The organism is Longispora sp. NPDC051575 (assembly GCF_040681875.1).
GTDB lineage: Bacteria > Actinomycetota > Actinomycetes > Mycobacteriales > Micromonosporaceae > Longispora.
On sequence record NZ_JBFAZP010000011.1, the window covers coordinates 242479 to 257918 of the forward strand.

16 protein-coding genes are annotated in these 15440 nt (G+C 71.2%); 5 read left to right on the forward strand and 11 right to left on the reverse strand.

The features are described 5' to 3' along the window. Positions 1 to 21: 21 nt before the first annotated feature. From AB0M43_RS32135 to AB0M43_RS32150, 4 genes are read right to left on the reverse strand one after another with little or no spacing between them, the layout of a single operon-like run. A complete protein-coding gene (locus AB0M43_RS32135; RefSeq protein WP_363729695.1) occupies positions 22 to 1620 on the reverse strand; it encodes a uroporphyrinogen-III synthase in 1599 nt (532 codons plus the stop codon). Next, entirely contained in the window at positions 1617 to 2525 is a 909-nt protein-coding gene (hemC, locus tag AB0M43_RS32140; protein WP_363729697.1) for a hydroxymethylbilane synthase, read from the reverse strand. Before hemC ends, AB0M43_RS32135 begins: the two co-directional genes overlap by 4 nt. Positions 2526 to 2559: 34 nt before the next feature. After that, positions 2560 to 3867 carry a glutamyl-tRNA reductase gene (locus AB0M43_RS32145; RefSeq protein WP_363729700.1) on the reverse strand — a complete coding sequence of 436 codons (1308 nt, stop codon included), beginning with the start codon at positions 3865 to 3867 and terminating at the stop codon, positions 2560 to 2562. Beyond that, a complete protein-coding gene (locus AB0M43_RS32150; RefSeq protein ID WP_363729703.1) occupies positions 3864 to 4562 on the reverse strand; it encodes a redox-sensing transcriptional repressor Rex in 699 nt (232 codons plus the stop codon). Before AB0M43_RS32150 ends, AB0M43_RS32145 begins: the two co-directional genes overlap by 4 nt. A 436-nt stretch (positions 4563 to 4998) precedes the next feature. On the opposite strand from AB0M43_RS32150, the gene AB0M43_RS32155 reads away from it, so the two are divergent. After that, complete coding sequence (locus AB0M43_RS32155; protein ID WP_363729705.1) at positions 4999 to 6255, forward strand: sensor domain-containing protein; 1257 nt, start codon at positions 4999 to 5001, stop codon at positions 6253 to 6255. A gap of 7 nt (positions 6256 to 6262) precedes the next feature. Continuing rightward, positions 6263 to 6904 (forward strand): response regulator transcription factor, encoded by a 642-nt coding sequence (locus tag AB0M43_RS32160; RefSeq protein ID WP_363729913.1) that lies wholly within the window; start codon positions 6263 to 6265, stop codon positions 6902 to 6904. 72 nt (positions 6905 to 6976) lie between these two features. Here the strand turns inward: AB0M43_RS32160 and AB0M43_RS32165 are convergent, their stop codons facing one another. Genes AB0M43_RS32165 through AB0M43_RS32175 form a run of 3 tightly spaced genes read right to left on the reverse strand, consistent with a single transcriptional unit; the run spans position 6977 to position 9386 of the window. Continuing rightward, positions 6977 to 7615: an HAD hydrolase-like protein gene (locus AB0M43_RS32165; RefSeq protein WP_363729708.1), complete on the reverse strand. Its 639-nt coding sequence runs from the start codon at positions 7613 to 7615 to the stop codon at positions 6977 to 6979. A gap of 50 nt (positions 7616 to 7665) precedes the next feature. Next, positions 7666 to 7893, reverse strand: coding sequence for a glutaredoxin family protein (locus tag AB0M43_RS32170; protein ID WP_363729710.1), 228 nt, complete (start codon positions 7891 to 7893; stop codon positions 7666 to 7668). Next, positions 7890 to 9386 carry an AMP-binding protein gene (locus AB0M43_RS32175; RefSeq protein WP_363729712.1) on the reverse strand — a complete coding sequence of 499 codons (1497 nt, stop codon included), beginning with the start codon at positions 9384 to 9386 and terminating at the stop codon, positions 7890 to 7892. The genes AB0M43_RS32170 and AB0M43_RS32175 overlap by 4 nt, the downstream gene beginning before the upstream one ends. A gap of 365 nt (positions 9387 to 9751) precedes the next feature. Here AB0M43_RS32175 and AB0M43_RS32180 point away from each other — a divergent pair, with 365 nt between their 5' ends. The 3 genes from AB0M43_RS32180 to AB0M43_RS32190 all read left to right on the forward strand — a co-directional run bounded on the left by AB0M43_RS32180 (position 9752) and on the right by AB0M43_RS32190 (position 12707). Further along, on the forward strand, positions 9752 to 10618 hold the full coding sequence (locus AB0M43_RS32180; RefSeq protein WP_363729714.1) for an ECF subfamily RNA polymerase sigma factor, BldN family: 867 nt from the start codon (positions 9752 to 9754) through the stop codon (positions 10616 to 10618). A 121-nt stretch (positions 10619 to 10739) separates the two neighbouring features. Beyond that, complete coding sequence (locus tag AB0M43_RS32185) at positions 10740 to 11855, forward strand: DUF5667 domain-containing protein (protein WP_363729717.1); 1116 nt, start codon at positions 10740 to 10742, stop codon at positions 11853 to 11855. A 24-nt stretch (positions 11856 to 11879) separates the two neighbouring features. After that, positions 11880 to 12707: an HAD-IB family hydrolase gene (locus tag AB0M43_RS32190; protein ID WP_363729719.1), complete on the forward strand. Its 828-nt coding sequence runs from the start codon at positions 11880 to 11882 to the stop codon at positions 12705 to 12707. A 193-nt stretch (positions 12708 to 12900) separates the two neighbouring features. Here AB0M43_RS32190 and AB0M43_RS32195 read toward each other — a convergent pair whose 3' ends face one another. The 4 genes from AB0M43_RS32195 to AB0M43_RS32210 form a co-directional block, all read right to left on the reverse strand. Continuing rightward, positions 12901 to 13740, reverse strand: coding sequence for a lysophospholipid acyltransferase family protein (locus AB0M43_RS32195; protein WP_363729916.1), 840 nt, complete (start codon positions 13738 to 13740; stop codon positions 12901 to 12903). Continuing rightward, positions 13703 to 14662, reverse strand: coding sequence for an NAD-dependent epimerase/dehydratase family protein (locus tag AB0M43_RS32200; RefSeq protein WP_363729918.1), 960 nt, complete (start codon positions 14660 to 14662; stop codon positions 13703 to 13705). The genes AB0M43_RS32195 and AB0M43_RS32200 overlap by 38 nt, the downstream gene beginning before the upstream one ends. Positions 14663 to 14788: 126 nt before the next feature. Next, entirely contained in the window at positions 14789 to 14890 is a 102-nt protein-coding gene (locus AB0M43_RS32205) for an AURKAIP1/COX24 domain-containing protein (RefSeq protein WP_007465623.1), read from the reverse strand. An 84-nt stretch (positions 14891 to 14974) separates the two neighbouring features. After that, complete coding sequence (locus AB0M43_RS32210) at positions 14975 to 15184, reverse strand: helix-turn-helix domain-containing protein (protein WP_363729722.1); 210 nt, start codon at positions 15182 to 15184, stop codon at positions 14975 to 14977. Between the last annotated feature and the right edge of the window lie 256 nt (positions 15185 to 15440).

Genomic DNA, 15440 nt, shown 5'->3' on the forward strand with positions numbered 1-15440 from the left:
CGGTCCTCCTGGGAGAGGGGTCTAGCGGAACCGCAGGGCGGTCGGGCCCTGCACCTTGGAGCCGCGACGCTGCTTGGCCGGCATGGCGGCGAGCTTGTCGCGCAGTTCGACCGCGTACTGGGCCAGGGCCTCGACCAGGTCGGGCACAGCGGCGTGGTCGGGCTGCACGTCGACGCGCAGTCCGAACTCCGTCGCGGTGTCCGAGGTCTTCGGTCCGATCACAGCAACCACGGTACGAGCGTGCGGCTTGCCCGCGATACCCACCAGATTGCGCACTGTCGAGGACGAGGTGAAGAGCACCGCGTCGAAGCCACCGGACTTGATGGCGTCGCGGATGTCGGCCGGCGGCGGGGCGGCCCGCACGGTCCGGTAGGCCGTGACGTCGTCCACCTCCCAGCCGCGCTCGGTCAGGCCGGCCGCGAGGGTCTCGGTCGCGATGTCCGCGCGGGGCAGCAGCACCCGGCCCACCGGGTCGAGCACCTCGTCGAACGGCGCGAACTCGGTCAGCAGGCCGTCGGAGGACTGCTCGCCGGTCGGGACCAGCTCCGGCTGGATGCCGAACGCGCGCACCGCGTCGGCCGTGGCCTCGCCGATACAGGCGATCTTGACGCCGCCGAAGTGCCGGGCGTCCAGGCCGTGCTCGGCGAACTTCTCCCAGACCGCGCGGACGGCGTTCACGGAGGTGAAGACCACCCACGCGTACCGGCCGTCGACCAGGCCCTTGATCGCCCGCTCCATCTGGGCGGGGGTGCGCGGCGGCTCGACGGCGATCGTCGGCACCTCGCACGGGATCGCGCCGTACGCGCGCAGCTTGGCGCTCATCACGCCAGCCTGCTCCTTGGTGCGCGGCACCAGGACCTTCCAGCCGTACAGCGGGCGGTTCTCCCACCAGCCGAGCTTGTCGCGCTCCTTGACCCCGTGGCCCAGGGTCAGCACGACCCGGCCCGAGAAGCCCAGCGCGGCCTCGACGAAGCTGTCCACCACCGAGGCGGTCGTGTACTGCGTCTCGCCGGTGCCGTCCCCGGTCACCGCGATCGGCGAGGAGCCCTCGACCCCGGCGGCCAGCAGGCCGTCCCGGATCTGGCCCAGGTCACCGGCGTCGACCGCCACGGCCAGCCCGCCACGGGCCACGGCCGCCGCGAGCGCCTCGAAGTCGAGGGTGGCCACGTCGTCCACGTCCACGGTCGTCCGCGCCGTACCGAGCGGCACGCCCGCGTACGTCGCGACGCCGGACGCCTGGCCGACCCCCGGGACGACCTCGAACGGCACGGCGGTCCGGGCCACGGCCTGGACCTCCTTGACCACCGAGTCGTGTCCGAACGGGTCACCGGTCACCAGGTGCACCGCGCGCAGCCCGGAGCGGGCCGCCGACAGCAGCACCTTGGCGACGTCGCCGGGGACGCCCTCCGCCGGGGAGAACTCGGGGCCGTGCACGTCCTCGGTCTCGGGAACCACGGCGGAGCGCAGCACGGACAGCAGCGCCTCGGGGACGCCCCTGTCGTACACGATGTGGTCGGCCTCGGTCAGTGCGTCCCAGGCGCGCCTGGTGAGCAGACCTGGGTCGCCGGGGCCGGCCCCGACGAACGTGATGCGGCCGACGGACTTACGGGTGCGGGTCATGCTGCACTCCCCAGTACATTGTTGGCGCCGTCGGCGAGCAGGTCAGCGGCGAGCCGCCTTCCCACCCCTTCGGCGTCGGTGAGCGTCCCGGTGGCCGACAGTCGGATGGCGTCTGTGCCATCCGGGCTGTACACCCCACCGCGCAGGTAAATCTCTTCGTCGTCCGTGACCTCGGCCATGGCGGCGACCGGGGCGCTGCAACCGGCCTCCAGGGCCGCGAGCAGGGCCCGTTCGGCCGTGATGGCCGCCCGGCTGGACGGGTGATCGAGGGCCGCGAGGGTCGCGACCAGGTCGAGGTCCGCGCTCCGGCACTCGACTGCCAGCGCGCCCTGTGCGGGGGCCGGCAGGAGCAGCATCGGGTCGAGGCTCTCGGTGATCTCGGCGGCGCGGCCGAGGCGGACGATGCCGGCCCGGGCCAGGATGACCGCGTCCAGCTCGCCGGACGTGACCTTCCCGATCCGGGTGTCGACGTTGCCCCGGATCGGGACCAGCTCGAAGCCGAGCCGCAGGGCGTTGATCTGCGCGATCCGCCGCACCGCCCCGGTGCCGATCCGGGCGCCGGAGGGCAGCTCGGTCAGCGTCAGGTTGTCGCGGGCCACCAGGGCGTCGCGCGGGTCCTCGCGGGGCGGGATCGCGGCGATGACCAGGCCCTCGGCGGGCGCGGTCGGCAGGTCCTTGTACGAGTGCACCGCGAAGTCGATGTCCTTGGCGAGCAGCGCGTCGCGCAGCGCGGAGACGAACACGCCGACGCCGAGCTGGGCGACGGGCGCGGAGGACCGGTCTCCGGGCGTGACGATCTCGACCAGTTCGACCTTGCGGCCGGTGGCCTTCTCGACGGCGGCGGCGACCAGACCCGACTGGGCCAGGGCGAGCGCGCTGCCCCGGGTCCCTAGGCGAAGGCTCACGCGTCCACCTCGGTACGGGCGGCCTGAGGCTCGTTCACTCTGTACTCCCAAGGGCTTCTTGCACGCTGTCCGAGGTGACGTCGAGGGCGAAGAGCTCGCGGACCAGGGCCGCGTACTGCGCCCCGCCCGGCTCCGCCGCCAGTTGACGCACCCGGACGGTGGGCTGGTGCAGGAGCTGCTGGACGACGCGGTGCACCGTCCGGGCGATCTCCGAGCGCACCTCGTCGGTCAGTTCCGGCCGGCGCTGGTCGAGGCGGCGCAGCTCGCCGGCCACCACGTCGTCGGCCCGGGCCCGCAGCGCGGCGACGGTCGGGGCGACCTGGGCCCCGCGCAGCCAGGCCGTGTAGCCGGACACCTCGTCGTCGACGATCAGCTCGGCGGCCGCCACGTCCGTACTGCTGGTGTGGCCGGCCAGGGCCGAGCCGAGCCGTTCGATGTCGAGGAGGATGACGTCGGCCAGGTCGCCGAGCGCCGGGTCCACGTCGCGGGGCACGGCCAGGTCGAGGATGAGCTTCGCGCCGAGCGGCTCGGTCAGGTTCCACGCGGCGCCGGCCTCGCCGGTCGCGGACAGCACGTGCCCGGACGAGGCGGTGGCGCACAGCACGATGTCGGCGGCGCGCAGGGCGGCGGGCAGGCCGGCGAAGTCGATGGCGGTGCCGCCGTAGGAGTCGGCGAGCCGCTGGGCCTTGTCCAGGGTGCGGTTGGCGACGACGAGCTGGGCGACCCCGGAGCGTTGCAGGGTGGCACAGGCCAGCGCGCCCATGGCTCCGGCGCCGATGACCAGCACGTTCGCGTTGGCGGGTTCGAGGCCGGACTCGGCGGCGCCCAGTTCGAGGGCGGCGGTGACGACGCTCTGGCCGGCCCGGTCGATGCCGGTCTCGGCGTGCACCCGCTTGCCGACCCGCAGGGCGGACTGGAGCAGCTCGTGCAGCACCCGGCCGGCGGAGTCCTCGCTGGTGGCGACCCGGTAGGACTCGCGGAGCTGGCCGAGGATCTGGGCCTCGCCGACGACCATGGAGTCCAGCCCGGCGGCCAGGCGGTAGGCGTGCCGGACGGCCTCCTCGTCGTACCGGACGTAGAGGTGTTCGACGAGTTCCTCGATGCCGACGCCGGCGTGCGCGGCGAGGACCGTGGAGAGTTCGAGCAGGCCGGCGTGGAAGGCGGAGACCCCGGCGTAGATCTCGACCCGGTTGCAGGTCGACAGGATCACGGCCTCGCCGACGGTCTTCTGGGCCAGCAGGTCGCGGAGGACCCCGGGCACGGCGTCGGCGGACACGGCCACCCGCTCGAGCAGGCTGACGGGGGCCGTCCGGTAGGACACCCCGACGACTAACGGGTTCACAGGGTCACCGCCCCGGTCAGTGCTGCCTTACGGTGCTCGTGGAACGAGAGGATCTGCAACTCTACTGCCAGATCGACCTTGCGGACATCCACGCCTTCGGGCACGGACAGGACGCAGGGGGCGAAGTTGAGGATGCTGGTGACCCCGGAGTTGACCAGCACGTCCGCTACCCCCTGGGCGGCGTGCGCGGGGGTGGCGATGACGCCGATCGCGATCTGGCAGGTGTCCACGACGGCGGCGAGCTCGTCGATGTGCCGGACCACCAGGTTGTTGATCTTCTCGCCGACCCGGCTGGCGTCCGCGTCGAAGAGGGCGGCGATGTGGAAGCCGCGGGTGGTGAAGCCCGAGTAGCCCGCGAGGGCGTGGCCGAGGTTACCGACGCCGACGAGCGCGACGGCCCGCAGCGTGGTCAGCCCGAGCACGTGCTCGATCTGGCCGATCAGGCGTTCGACGTTGTACCCGACGCCCCGGGTGCCGTTGGAACCCAGGTGGGAGAGGTCCTTGCGGAGCTTCGCCGAGTTGACCCCGGCAGCCGCCGCCAGCGACTCGCTGGAGGCGGTGTCATGGCCGGCTTCGGCGAGGCTGTGCAGGGCCCGGAGATATTCCGGTAGGCGCGCGACGGTCGCCTCCGGGATATCCGGGAAGTCCGGTGTGCCGGGTGTGTTACCCGGGTTGCCGGTGCGCTGCTGGCTCATCTGACTCCGTGACGACGGGGACTTCGGACCCCCGCACCCAGCACGATGTTGATCTGTGCTATCGGGGCTCCTCGCGCAGACAGCGTATGCGCTTGTGAACGAGTGCACAAATCGCGATCTTGACAACGGGTTACGGGATGTGCCGGAGGCCACACTCTCGGTGTATATCCTCGGAGCTCCCAAAGCCGGGCCAGCACCCACCCACCCACGTCGTGAGCTCGAGGTATGCCCCCGCGGCACTAGGCCCTCCATTCTCGGGCTCGCGCTGCACGGCGGGTGGGCACTGTGCCGTAATTATTACTGAAAGCCTGATGTATACGGACAAATAAGTGCCGTTCGGCGTGGCGCGTCCCACAGGTCCGGGGGGATAACCCCACCCCCAAGAGGCCGGCCGCCCGGATGGGAACCCGGGCCCGGGGTGCCTAGCGTTAGCCCCATGAACATCCGCCGCCACATCGGCCGGGACGCGACGTACCTGCTGACCGGTTTTCCGATCGCCGTCTTCAGCTTCGTCGTTCTCCTCACACTCTTCGTCACCGGCGTCTCCACGCTCGTGGCGTTCATCGGCATCCCGATGCTGGCGGTGGCCCTGCTGTCGGCCCGGACGTTCGCCGACCTGGAGCGGGTCCGGCTCGGCCAGGTCCTCGGCCACCCGGTGCCCCGGCCGCACTACTCCCGCGCCCAGCCGGAACACGGCTGGTTCAAGCGGATGACCACCCCGCTGCGCAACGGGCAGAGCTGGCTCGACCTGCTGCACGGCATCATCAACTTCCCGGTGGCGATCACCACGTTCTGCGTCACGGTGTCGTTCTGGGCCGCCGCGGCCGGCGGGGTCACCTACTGGTTCTGGGAGCGGTTCCTCCCCCACGACCAGGACGGCGACGGGGACGGCGACATGGCGATCATCTGGCTGGTCGGCGACGACAGCCGCTCCAGCCGGATCTGGGTGTACTCCATCGCCGGTGTCGTGTTCTTCCTGATCACCCCGTTCGTGCAGCGCGGGCTCGCCGCTTTCCAGGCCGGGATGGCGCAGACCCTGCTGACCCGGCTCGCCGGTCTCCAGGGCCGGATCTCCGACCTGACCGAGAGCCGGGCCGCCGCCGTGTCCGCCGAGGCAACCGCCCTGCGCAAGCTGGAGCGCGACATCCACGACGGCCCGCAGCAGCGCCTGATCCGGCTCGCCATGGAGCTGTCGCGGGCCCAGCGCCAACTGGAGAAGGACCCGGCCGCGGTCAGCGCCACCCTGTCCGAGGCGATCGGCCAGACCCGCGAGACCCTCGACGAGCTGCGCGCCCTGTCCCGGGGGATCGCCCCGCCGGTCCTCGCCGACCGGGGCCTGGTCGCCGCGCTCACGGCCCTGGCCAGCAGGTCCATGGTCCCGATGGAGCTGGACATCAAGGTCGCCGACCGGCTGCCCGACGCCCTGGAGAACGCCCTGTACTTCACGGCGGCCGAGTCGCTGACCAATGTCGCCAAGCATTCGGGGGCCACCCTCGGCACGCTGGAGCTGACCCGGAAGGATGATCGGCTGTACCTGATCATCACCGACAACGGCTCGGGCGGCGCGCACGTGGCCAAGGGCCACGGTCTGGCCGGGCTCGCCGACCGGCTCCGGGCGGTCGACGGCGAGCTCGCCGTGGACAGCCCGCCCGGGGGGCCGACGGTCCTAGTAGCAGAGGTGCCCTTTGACTGAGCCGAGTTTGCGGATCGTCGTGGCCGACGACGCGGTCCTCCTCCGGGAGGGCCTCGTCCGGCTGCTGGCCGAGGCCGGCTGCGAGGTGGTGGCCGCCGTCGGGGACGGCCCCTCGCTGGTCGCGGCCGTGGTCGAGCACCGGCCGGACGTCTCCATCGTGGACGTGCGGATGCCGCCCTCGCACACCGACGAGGGGCTGCGGGCGGCGGTGGAGGCGCGCCGGCTGGTACCGGGCACGCCGGTGCTGCTGCTCAGCCAGTACGTGGAGGTGTCCTACGCCGACGACCTGCTCGCCGACGCGCGCGGGTCGATCGGCTACCTGCTCAAGGACCGGGTCGTCGACCTCGACGAGTTCCTCGACGGGCTGCGCCGGGTGGCCGGCGGCGGCACGGTCCTCGATCCCGAGGTGGTGTCACAGCTCATGGTCCGGCGCAGGCGCAACGATCCCCTCGCGACCCTGACCCCGCGCGAACGGGAGGTCCTCGAACTCATGGCCGAGGGCTACTCGAACACGGCCGTGGCCCGCAAGCTGGTCGTGACCGAGGGCGCGGTGGAGAAGCACGTGCGCAACATCTTCACGAAGCTCGACCTGCCGCAGGACTCCGACCAGCACCGCCGGGTGCTCGCGGTGCTGGCCTACCTGCGATAAGACCCAAGATCTTCAGAGGGTTACGAGTGGGGGGCCGACCCGTCGCGCATCGGCCCTTCGAACCCGGGGTCCCTAGATCCGACCCGCGAGGGCCACGGCCTCGGCGACCGTCTCCGCGAACGGCACCCCGTGCGCCCGGAGCCGCTCGGAGTCCGTGAAGCCGCCGCCCACCAGGACGACGTGCGCCCCGAGGTTCGTGGCGGCCAGCGCGTCGTCGATCGAGTCGCCGATCAGCACGGCGTCGGCGCCGGTCAGGCCCAGCTCGCCCAGGTGCGCGGCCAGCGAGTCGGTCTTGCTCTCGCCGCCGACCTCGGAGCGCAGGCCGTCGATCCGCTGGAAGAACTCCGTCAGCCCGTACCCGTCGACGCAGGGGCCCAGCTCGTCGTGGAACCACATGGACAGCAGCGACTGGCGCGGGCCCCAGCTGGTGAGCGCGTCGACCACGCCCTCGCGGAGCTCGCAGTCGGGCAGGGCGACCCGGTAGGCGTCATGGAAGATCTTGTCGAGCCGGGCGAACTCCTCGGCGTCGACGGGGCGGCCGAGGGCCTCGGCGTAGTACTCCACGATGGGGCGGCGGAAACCGCGGCGGTGTTCATCGACGTCGACCACGGGGCCGCCAACGCTGGCGAACGCCTCGTTGCACGCCGCGACGACGAGGGTGATGTCGTCGAGGAGCGTGCCGTTCCAGTCCCAGATCAGGTGTCTTCCCACATCGGCAGGCTAAGGCCGGGGTATGACATTGACGAAAGATTTACGGCTCGTCAGTGACCGAGATCTCGGCGCAACCGGTCCTCTTCCACCCGCCAGTAGCCATGTTCCCTGCCGTCGAGCAGGACCACGGGCAGCCGGTCGCCGTACTCGCGCTCCAGGGCGAGGTCGCTGGCCACGTCGACCTCCGCCCACGGTTCCCCGATCCGGTCGAGCGCCTCGCGGGCCGGCTGGCACATGCCGCAGCCCTCGCGGGTGAGCAGCGTGATCCGGGTGCTCACCGCTCCCCCTCGGCGGCGGGAACGCCCGCCGCACCCTCGGCCGCTTCCGCCGTGGGGGCCGCCCCGCGCCGCCACTCCTCGTTGCCCAGTTCCCGCTTGCGGACCTTGCCGGTCACCGAGTGCGGCAGCTCGGACACGAACTCGATCGCCGTCGGGCACTTGAACCGGGCCAGGCCGCGTTCGCAGTGCGCGATCAGCTCCTCGACCCCGACCGGCCCGCGGACCACGACATAGGCCTTCACGGTCTGCCCGGTGTACGGGTGCGGCACGCCGACCACCGCCGCCTCCACCACGTCGGGGTGGCCACACAGGACCAGCTCGACCTCGTGCGGGTAGACGTTGAAGCCGGAGACCAGGATCAGCTCGCCGAGGCGGTCCACCAGGAACAGGTCCCCGTCCGGGTCGGCGTACGCGACGTCGCCGGTGCGCCACCAGCCCTCGGCGTCGGGGCCCTCGCGGCGGTCCGGCCAGTACCCCTCGAAGAGGTTGTCGCCCCTGGCCATGATCTCGCCGGGGTCGCCGGGTTCCGCCTCGTCGCCGTCGAGGTCGGTCAGCAGGATCTCGACCCCGGGCACCGGGCGGCCGACCGAGCCCGGCTTCGGGGTGCCGCCGACCAGGGTGCTGGTCAGGACGGGGGCGGTCTCGGTCAGGCCGTACCCCTCGAAGATCGGGTGTCCGCTGGCGGCCTGGAACCGGCGCGCGGTGTCCACGTCCAACGGCGCGGCGCCGCTGACGGAGATCCGCAGGTTCTCCAGGGACAGGGCCAGGTCCGGCAGCAGGGACCAGGCGACGTACATCGGCGGGACCCCGAGGATCGTGGTCACGGCGTGCCGGCGGACCTGGTCGAGGGTGTCGACGGGGTCGAACCGCTCCACCAGCACCCCGGTCGCCCCGTGGTACGCCACCGCCCCGAGCCCCGAGTTGAGCCCGTACGCGTGGAACAGCGGGACGGCGAGCAGCACCACGTCGTCGGCGCGCACGATCGGCGGCGAGACCTGCGCCAACTGGTCGTGGTTCGCGATCAGCGCCCGGTGGGTCAGCATCGCGCCCTTGGGCGCCCCCGCCGTGCCGGAGGTGTAGAGGAGCGCGGCCAGTCCGCCGCCCGCGTCGGAGACCGGGCCGCCGTCTGTCGGAATGTCGTCGAAGTCGACGCCGCCGGGGCCGATCACCAGGCTCGCGCCGGAGTCGTCGAGGACGTGGTCGCGCTCCCGATCGGTGTACGCGGGATTGATGGGCACCGCGATCAGGCCGGCCCGCCAGATGCCGTACAAGGCAGCGACGAACTCCACTGTGTTCGGTAGCATGACCGCGACCCGGTCGCCTGGAGCCACGGCTCGGACCAGCAGGCCCCGGGCCGTCACGTCCACCAGACTGTCCAACTCGCCCCAGGTCACGGTGCGGGCCCCGGCAACGAGCGCAGTGCGCTCGGGGTCACGGGCCGCCGCACGGCGGATCAGGTCGGCGAGGTTCTCAGGCTCATCGAGGGAGTGCACGCGGCCGAGTCTGGCACAAACGGCTGGTCCCGTGCTGGCCAGCCCTGGTTCGATCGCCCACTATGTGCGTTTTCACCCAAACCAACCCGGTCCAAACTTGCATTCCAGACATTTAGTGCGGCGTGTCGGATTCCGGTACGGGCGTGTCGTGCCACAAATGACGGACAGTAAGTGCGACGACTACCCGCTGCGGCAGCATACTGTTTCACTGCGTATCGGAGTTCGGACATGTGGAAGATTTACGGTCGTATCATCACCGAGTCGGCCATTCCAGCGCGTGCTCGCTCCCGACACCCCTCGCCTGAGGAGGCCCCTGTGCCCGTCGAAGCACCATCTGTCCACCACTGTCCCCGGGAGGGCGACCGGTGACCGGACTTCCGCTGCCCGCAGACGACGTGTTCGGTGTGCGGCAGACCCTGACCGACGGACTCGAGTCCATCCGGATCATGCTCGCCGGTGCCCTGCGCAGCGACGAGGGAGTGGTGCGACGCCCCCGGCCCAACGCCGGCCCGACCGCGCGCGGTTCGGTCTCCGGCGGCGGCACGATCACCGGACCCCGGCGCAACGCCGGCCCGGGCGAGGCCACACCGGTCACCGAGGAGCTGGTGCTCACCGGCGGCACGCCGGAGCCGACCCCCCCGCCGCCCGCCCGCCCCGACCCCGGGGACGCCGCGGCGGAGGTGTGGGCGCTGGTCGAACGCGCCCAGGCCGGCGAGGCCCGGGCGTTCGGGATGCTCTACGAGCGCTACGTGGACACGGTGTTCCGCTACATCTACTTCCGGGTCGGCAACCGCCCCCTGGCCGAGGACCTGACCTCGGACACCTTCCTGCGCGCCCTGAAGCGGATCAGCAGCTTCACCTGGCAGGGCAGGGACCTGGGCGCGTGGCTGGTCACCATCGCGCGGAACCTGGTGGCCGACCACTTCAAGTCCGGCCGGTACCGGCTCGAGGTCGCCACGGCTGACGTCCTCGACGCCGACCGGGAGGAACGCGGCCCCGAGGGCAGCCCCGAGGCCGCCGTCATCGACAAGCTGACCAACGTGACCCTGCTGACCGCGGTCAAGCAGCTCAACCCCGAGCAGCAGGAGTGCATCGTGCTCCGCTTCCTCCAGGGGTTCTCGGTCGCCGAGACGGCACAGACGATGGGGAAGAACGAGGGCGCGATCAAGGCCCTCCAGTACCGCGCCGTCCGGGCCCTGGCCCGCCTGCTCCCCGATGGCTTCACGCTATGAATATGGGGATTTGCGAAGTTCGACGGATGATGCGAATCACGTTCGTGACCAGGCCCGTAACCCCTGGCCGGCCTCTGGAGTTTGTCAGGGTGCGGCACACGAATGAATGGGGGTGCGCACGGTGAACGCATTTCTGCTCAAGCGGCGCCAGACTGAACGGTTCGCCCAACTCCTGGACGAACAGGACGGTGGGCCTCGGCACCACGTCCGGACCGAGTACGACCCGGACCTGTCCGGCATGTTCCCGGTCGTCGACCGGCTGACCGGCCTCGGACGCGCGGTCGACGCGGCCGCCGCCCCGGACTTCAAGCGCGACCTGCACGCCATGCTGATGGCCACCATCGAACGCGACGGCATCGGCGCCACCGCCGTCGACCAGCAGGTGGAGGCGGCACCCCGCGCCTCCCGGGGCCGTCGGGTGCGGATCGCGGCCATCGCCGGGCTCGCGGCGGGCACGCTCGCCGTGTCCAGCATGAGCATGGCCAGCGGCGACGCCAACCCGGGCGACGCGCTGTACGGCATGAAGCGCTCCACGGAGAAGGCCCAACTGGCCCTCGCCGGTACGGACATCAGCAGGGGCCAGCTCTTCCTGCAGTTCGCCCGGACCCGGATGGACGAGGCGCTCACCATCGCCGGGGACCCCGACGCGCTCGGCTCCGTCCTGAACGACATGGACAACGAGACCCGCCAGGGCGTCCGGCTCCTGGCCAGCGGGGCCGTCGACCGGCGGGACGCCACGGCACTCGACTCCGTCGACGCGTTCGTGACCGCCCAGCGCAAGGGCGTCGCGGACCTGCTCACCCGGACCTCGGGAGACCGGGGCCGCGTGGTCACCTCGCTGACCCTGCTCGACGACGTGCAGACCCGCTCGACGAGCCTGCGCGGCGTCCTGAACTGCATGACCAGCAGCGGCAGTGTCCTCGACGACCTGGGCCCGATCCCGCAGAAGTGCGGCACGACCGGCGGCCGGACCACCGAGAACACCCCGGCGCCGACCAGTACCGGGCGCGGCTCCAGCAACCAGGTGCCGTCCACGAAGACCCCGGTCCTGCCCACTGTGGTGCCGACCGCCGTCCCCGGTGGCGGCGGCACGGGCGGCGGCAGCCCGCTGGACAAGCTGCCCATCGTCGGGACCAGCGCGGCGCCGACCCCGTCGGCCAGCGCCGGTCCCAACAACCAGGGTGGCGGGGGACTCCTCGACACGGTCGGAAAGATCCTCGGCGGGATCTTCGGCTGACGGGGCTACCCTCAGCATGTGGAGATGAATACGGGTTGGGCCTCCGCCGAGGTGGAGGCCGCCCTGACGGTTCCGCAGGATCCCACCGCTGCGGCCTTCTTCGACGTCGACAACACCATGGTGCGTGGCGCGTCTATCTACTACTTCGCCCGGGGCCTCGCCTCGCGCAAGTTCTTCTCGCACCGCGACCTGGCCAAGTTCGCCTGGGCCCAGGTCAAGTTCAGGATCGGCGGCTCCGAGGACCCGGCCGAGATCGAGGAGGCCAAGAAGTCCGCGCTGTCGTTCGTCGCGGGCCGCAGCGTCTCCGAACTCGTCGGCCTCTGCGAGGAGATCTTCGACGAGCTGATGGCACACCGGATCTGGTCCGGCACCCGGGCCCTCGCCCAGCTGCACCTCGACGCCGGCCAGCGGGTCTGGCTCGTCACCGCCGCGCCCGCCGAGCTGGGTGACATCATCGCCCGCCGCCTGGGCCTCACCGGGGCCCTGGGCACCGAGGCGGAGGTCGTGGACGGCATCTACACCGGCAGGCTCGTCACCGACCTCCTGCACGGTCCCGCGAAGCCCGTGGCCATCGCCCAGCTCGCCGCCAAGGAGGGGCTGGACCTGACGCACTGCACCGCGTACAGCGACTCGGCCAACGACGTGCCGATGCTGTCCTGCGTGGGGCACGCCGTGGCCGTGAACCCCGATCCGAAGCTGCGCCGGGCCGCGCACCGGGCCGGCTGGGAGGTGCGGGACTTCCGGACCGTGCGCAAGGCCGCGAAGGTGACCGCGCCGGTGGTGGTGGCGGGGGTGCTCGGGACGCTGGCCGTCGTGTGGGCCGTGCGGGCGGCGCGGCGGAGGCGGCTGTGACCTCGCCCCGGAAGTGCCGCCGTCTCCGGCCCAGAAACGCGGCGTAACCCTCAAAAGCTGTTGATCTACGCCCTTGATCTGACGCCTTGGCCCGCTGAGGGCGGCGAGGCGAAGGCGGAGGTGCGCCCGCATACCGGTGTTGTATGCGGGCGTGCCGACAACGCGCGCATCGTCGTCAGCGGGCCCCACCCACCTACGCGAAGGGGTCTGGGCGCTTGAGGAGTAGCGCGTCCAGGGTCGTCTGGATCGTCTCGCGGACCTGGTCGCCCAGGTTGAAGATGACCGCCGGGTCGTCCACGGCGTCGGCGTAGTCCGCCGTCTCGATGGGCTTGCCGATCTCGATCAGCCACTTGCTGGGCAGCGGCACCGCGCCGAGCGGCCCGAGCCACGGGAACGTCGGGGTCACCGGGAAGTACGGGATCTTCAGCAGCCGGGCCAGGGGCTTGATGTCCCCGATCAGCGGGTAGATCTCCTCGGCGCCCACGATGGACACCGGGATGATCGGCGCGCCGGTGCGCAGGGCCGCCGAGACGAAGCCGCCCCGGCCGAACCGCTGCAACTTGTACCGCTCGCGGAACGGCTTGCCCACGCCCTTGAAGCCCTCGGGGAACACGCCCACCAGCTCGTCGGTGTTCAGCAGCCGCTCGGCGTCGGGGTTGCAGGCCAGGGTCGCGCCGGACTTGCGCGCGTACTCCCCCAGCACCGGGGTGTCGAACACGAAGTCCGCGCCCAGCAGGCGGAGCATCCGGTGCGCCGGGTGCTCGTCGTGGATGCCGAGGGACAGCATCATCGCGTCCACGGCGATCGTGCCCGAGTGGTTGCCGACGACCAGCGCCCGGCCGTTGTCCGGGATGTTCTCCAGGCCGATCATCTCGACCCGGAACCACTTGCGGTACAGCGGGCGGAGCAGGGGGAAGAACACGTTCTCGGTCATGTCCGGGTCGAAGCCGAACTCGTCGACGTCGTAGTCCCCGTCGAGCCGACGGCGGAGGAAGTCACCGAACGACACTGACGAACTCCTTGAAGGTGTCAGGAGTGGAGCGGGGCGAGAAGCCGAACTCCGCGACGAGCCGGGACACGTCCACCACCCGGCCGTGCACCAGGAACTCCAGCTGGTCGATGGAGATGTCGAACAGCCGGCCCACGGCGCCCATGGCGAGCCCGGGGACCGGCACCGGGGTCTTGCCGGCGCGCCGGATGGCCTGGGACAGCAGCAGCACGCCGGGGCCCGCCACGTTGAACACGCCCGGGTGGTCCTCGACGACGGAGCGGCGGAGCACCTCCAGCGCGTCGTCCACGTGCACGAACTGCACCCGCGGGTCGAACCCGGCGGCGGTCGGCACGAAAGCCTGGTCGAAATACCTGGTCAGGGCGGTGTCCGCCGTGGGGCCCAGGAACGGGGAGAACCGCAGCACGGTGGCCACGGCGTCGGGGCGGCGGCGGCGGAAGCCGCGCACGTACCCCTCGATGTCGAGGATGTCCTTCACGAAACCGCCGCGCGGGATGTCGCGGAGCTCGGTGTCCTCGGTGAAGATCGCGGGGTCGCGCGAAGACGCCCCGTACGCGGCGCTGGAGGAGCGGACGACCACCTTGCGCAGGCTCTCGGCCCGCTGGCAGGCGGCGAGGAGCTGCAACGTACCGATGACGTTGAGTTCCTTCATCGCGTCCCGGCCGCCGTCGCGGAACGGCATGGCCGCCACGGCCATGTGCACCACAGTCTCGACCCGGGCCCGGTCCAGCAGTTGGGCCAAAGCCGGGCCCTGAGTCGGGTCGACAACGGAGAAGTCCACCCCCGCGCCGGCCAGGACTTTTGCCAGGTCGGGCGTGGGCGGAACCACATCCACCGCGAAAACCGTCGCATCCGCGGCGAGCTTGGCCGCGGTGTGTGCTCCCAGGTACCGTCCGGCCCCGGTCACGAGGACCGTGCCACCGGACGGGCGGACGGAGGCCGCCAATGACTGACCGGCCGACGCATTGCCCGGAAACTTCTCCGGGCGAGCGGAGGCCGCCACTGACTCAGACATGGGCGGCTCCCCAGGGGATGGCAAGTGAATCAGCGCCGGAAATGACCGGCGCCGAGATCACTTGCCGAGACGGCGACGCTGGACGCGGGTCTTGCGCAGCAGCTTGCGGTGCTTCTTCTTAGCCATGCGCTTGCGGCGCTTCTTGACCACGGAGCCCATACGGCAACCCCTCGAGAGTCGGAAGGTGAACCTGTTCAGGGTAGCCGTCGCATCAACGGCGAGCTAATCGGCCCGGCGGGATGCTCAGGTTGAGTCCGAAAACGCCCCTTTAAGGTACGTGTGGACCGCCTGCTCGGGGACCCGGAACGACCGTCCGACCCGGACGGCCGCCAGCTCGCCCGAGTGCACCAGCCGGTAGACCGTCATCTTGGAGACCCGCATCAAGAGCGCCACCTCGGCGACGGTCAGGAACCGCACCTCTCCGAGCCGGCTGTCGCTGTGCGCCAGGGACATGACCACCACCGCGCCTCTCCCGGCCGCTCGGCGGTGACACCGCACGTCCGCGCAGTTCCGCACGGCGGCCGACGGCGGGGCCGCCATCAGCGGACACGCACGTGCTCCTTGTACGGTAACGGGACGGGTGTGGCTAACGCGATAGCTCTACGTAATCGAAGCGTGTGACTCTTCATGTTTGCCCAGCTCAAACGCCCACTAGTCACTTATTTCCGCCAATATGCGACAGAAGCGTTGACATCCGGGCGGGGCCAGA

Coding starts and splice junctions, on each gene's coding strand:
- AB0M43_RS32135 (WP_363729695.1), bottom strand. CDS start 1,620: ATGACCCGCACCCGTAAGTCCGTCGGCCGCATCACGTTCGTCGGGGCC.
- AB0M43_RS32150 (WP_363729703.1), bottom strand. CDS start 4,562: ATGAGCCAGCAGCGCACCGGCAACCCGGGTAACACACCCGGCACACCG.
- AB0M43_RS32155 (WP_363729705.1), top strand. CDS start 4,999: ATGAACATCCGCCGCCACATCGGCCGGGACGCGACGTACCTGCTGACC.
- AB0M43_RS32190 (WP_363729719.1), top strand. CDS start 11,880: ATGAATACGGGTTGGGCCTCCGCCGAGGTGGAGGCCGCCCTGACGGTT.
- AB0M43_RS32205 (WP_007465623.1), bottom strand. CDS start 14,890: ATGGGCTCCGTGGTCAAGAAGCGCCGCAAGCGCATGGCTAAGAAGAAG.
- AB0M43_RS32210 (WP_363729722.1), bottom strand. CDS start 15,184: ATGTCCCTGGCGCACAGCGACAGCCGGCTCGGAGAGGTGCGGTTCCTG.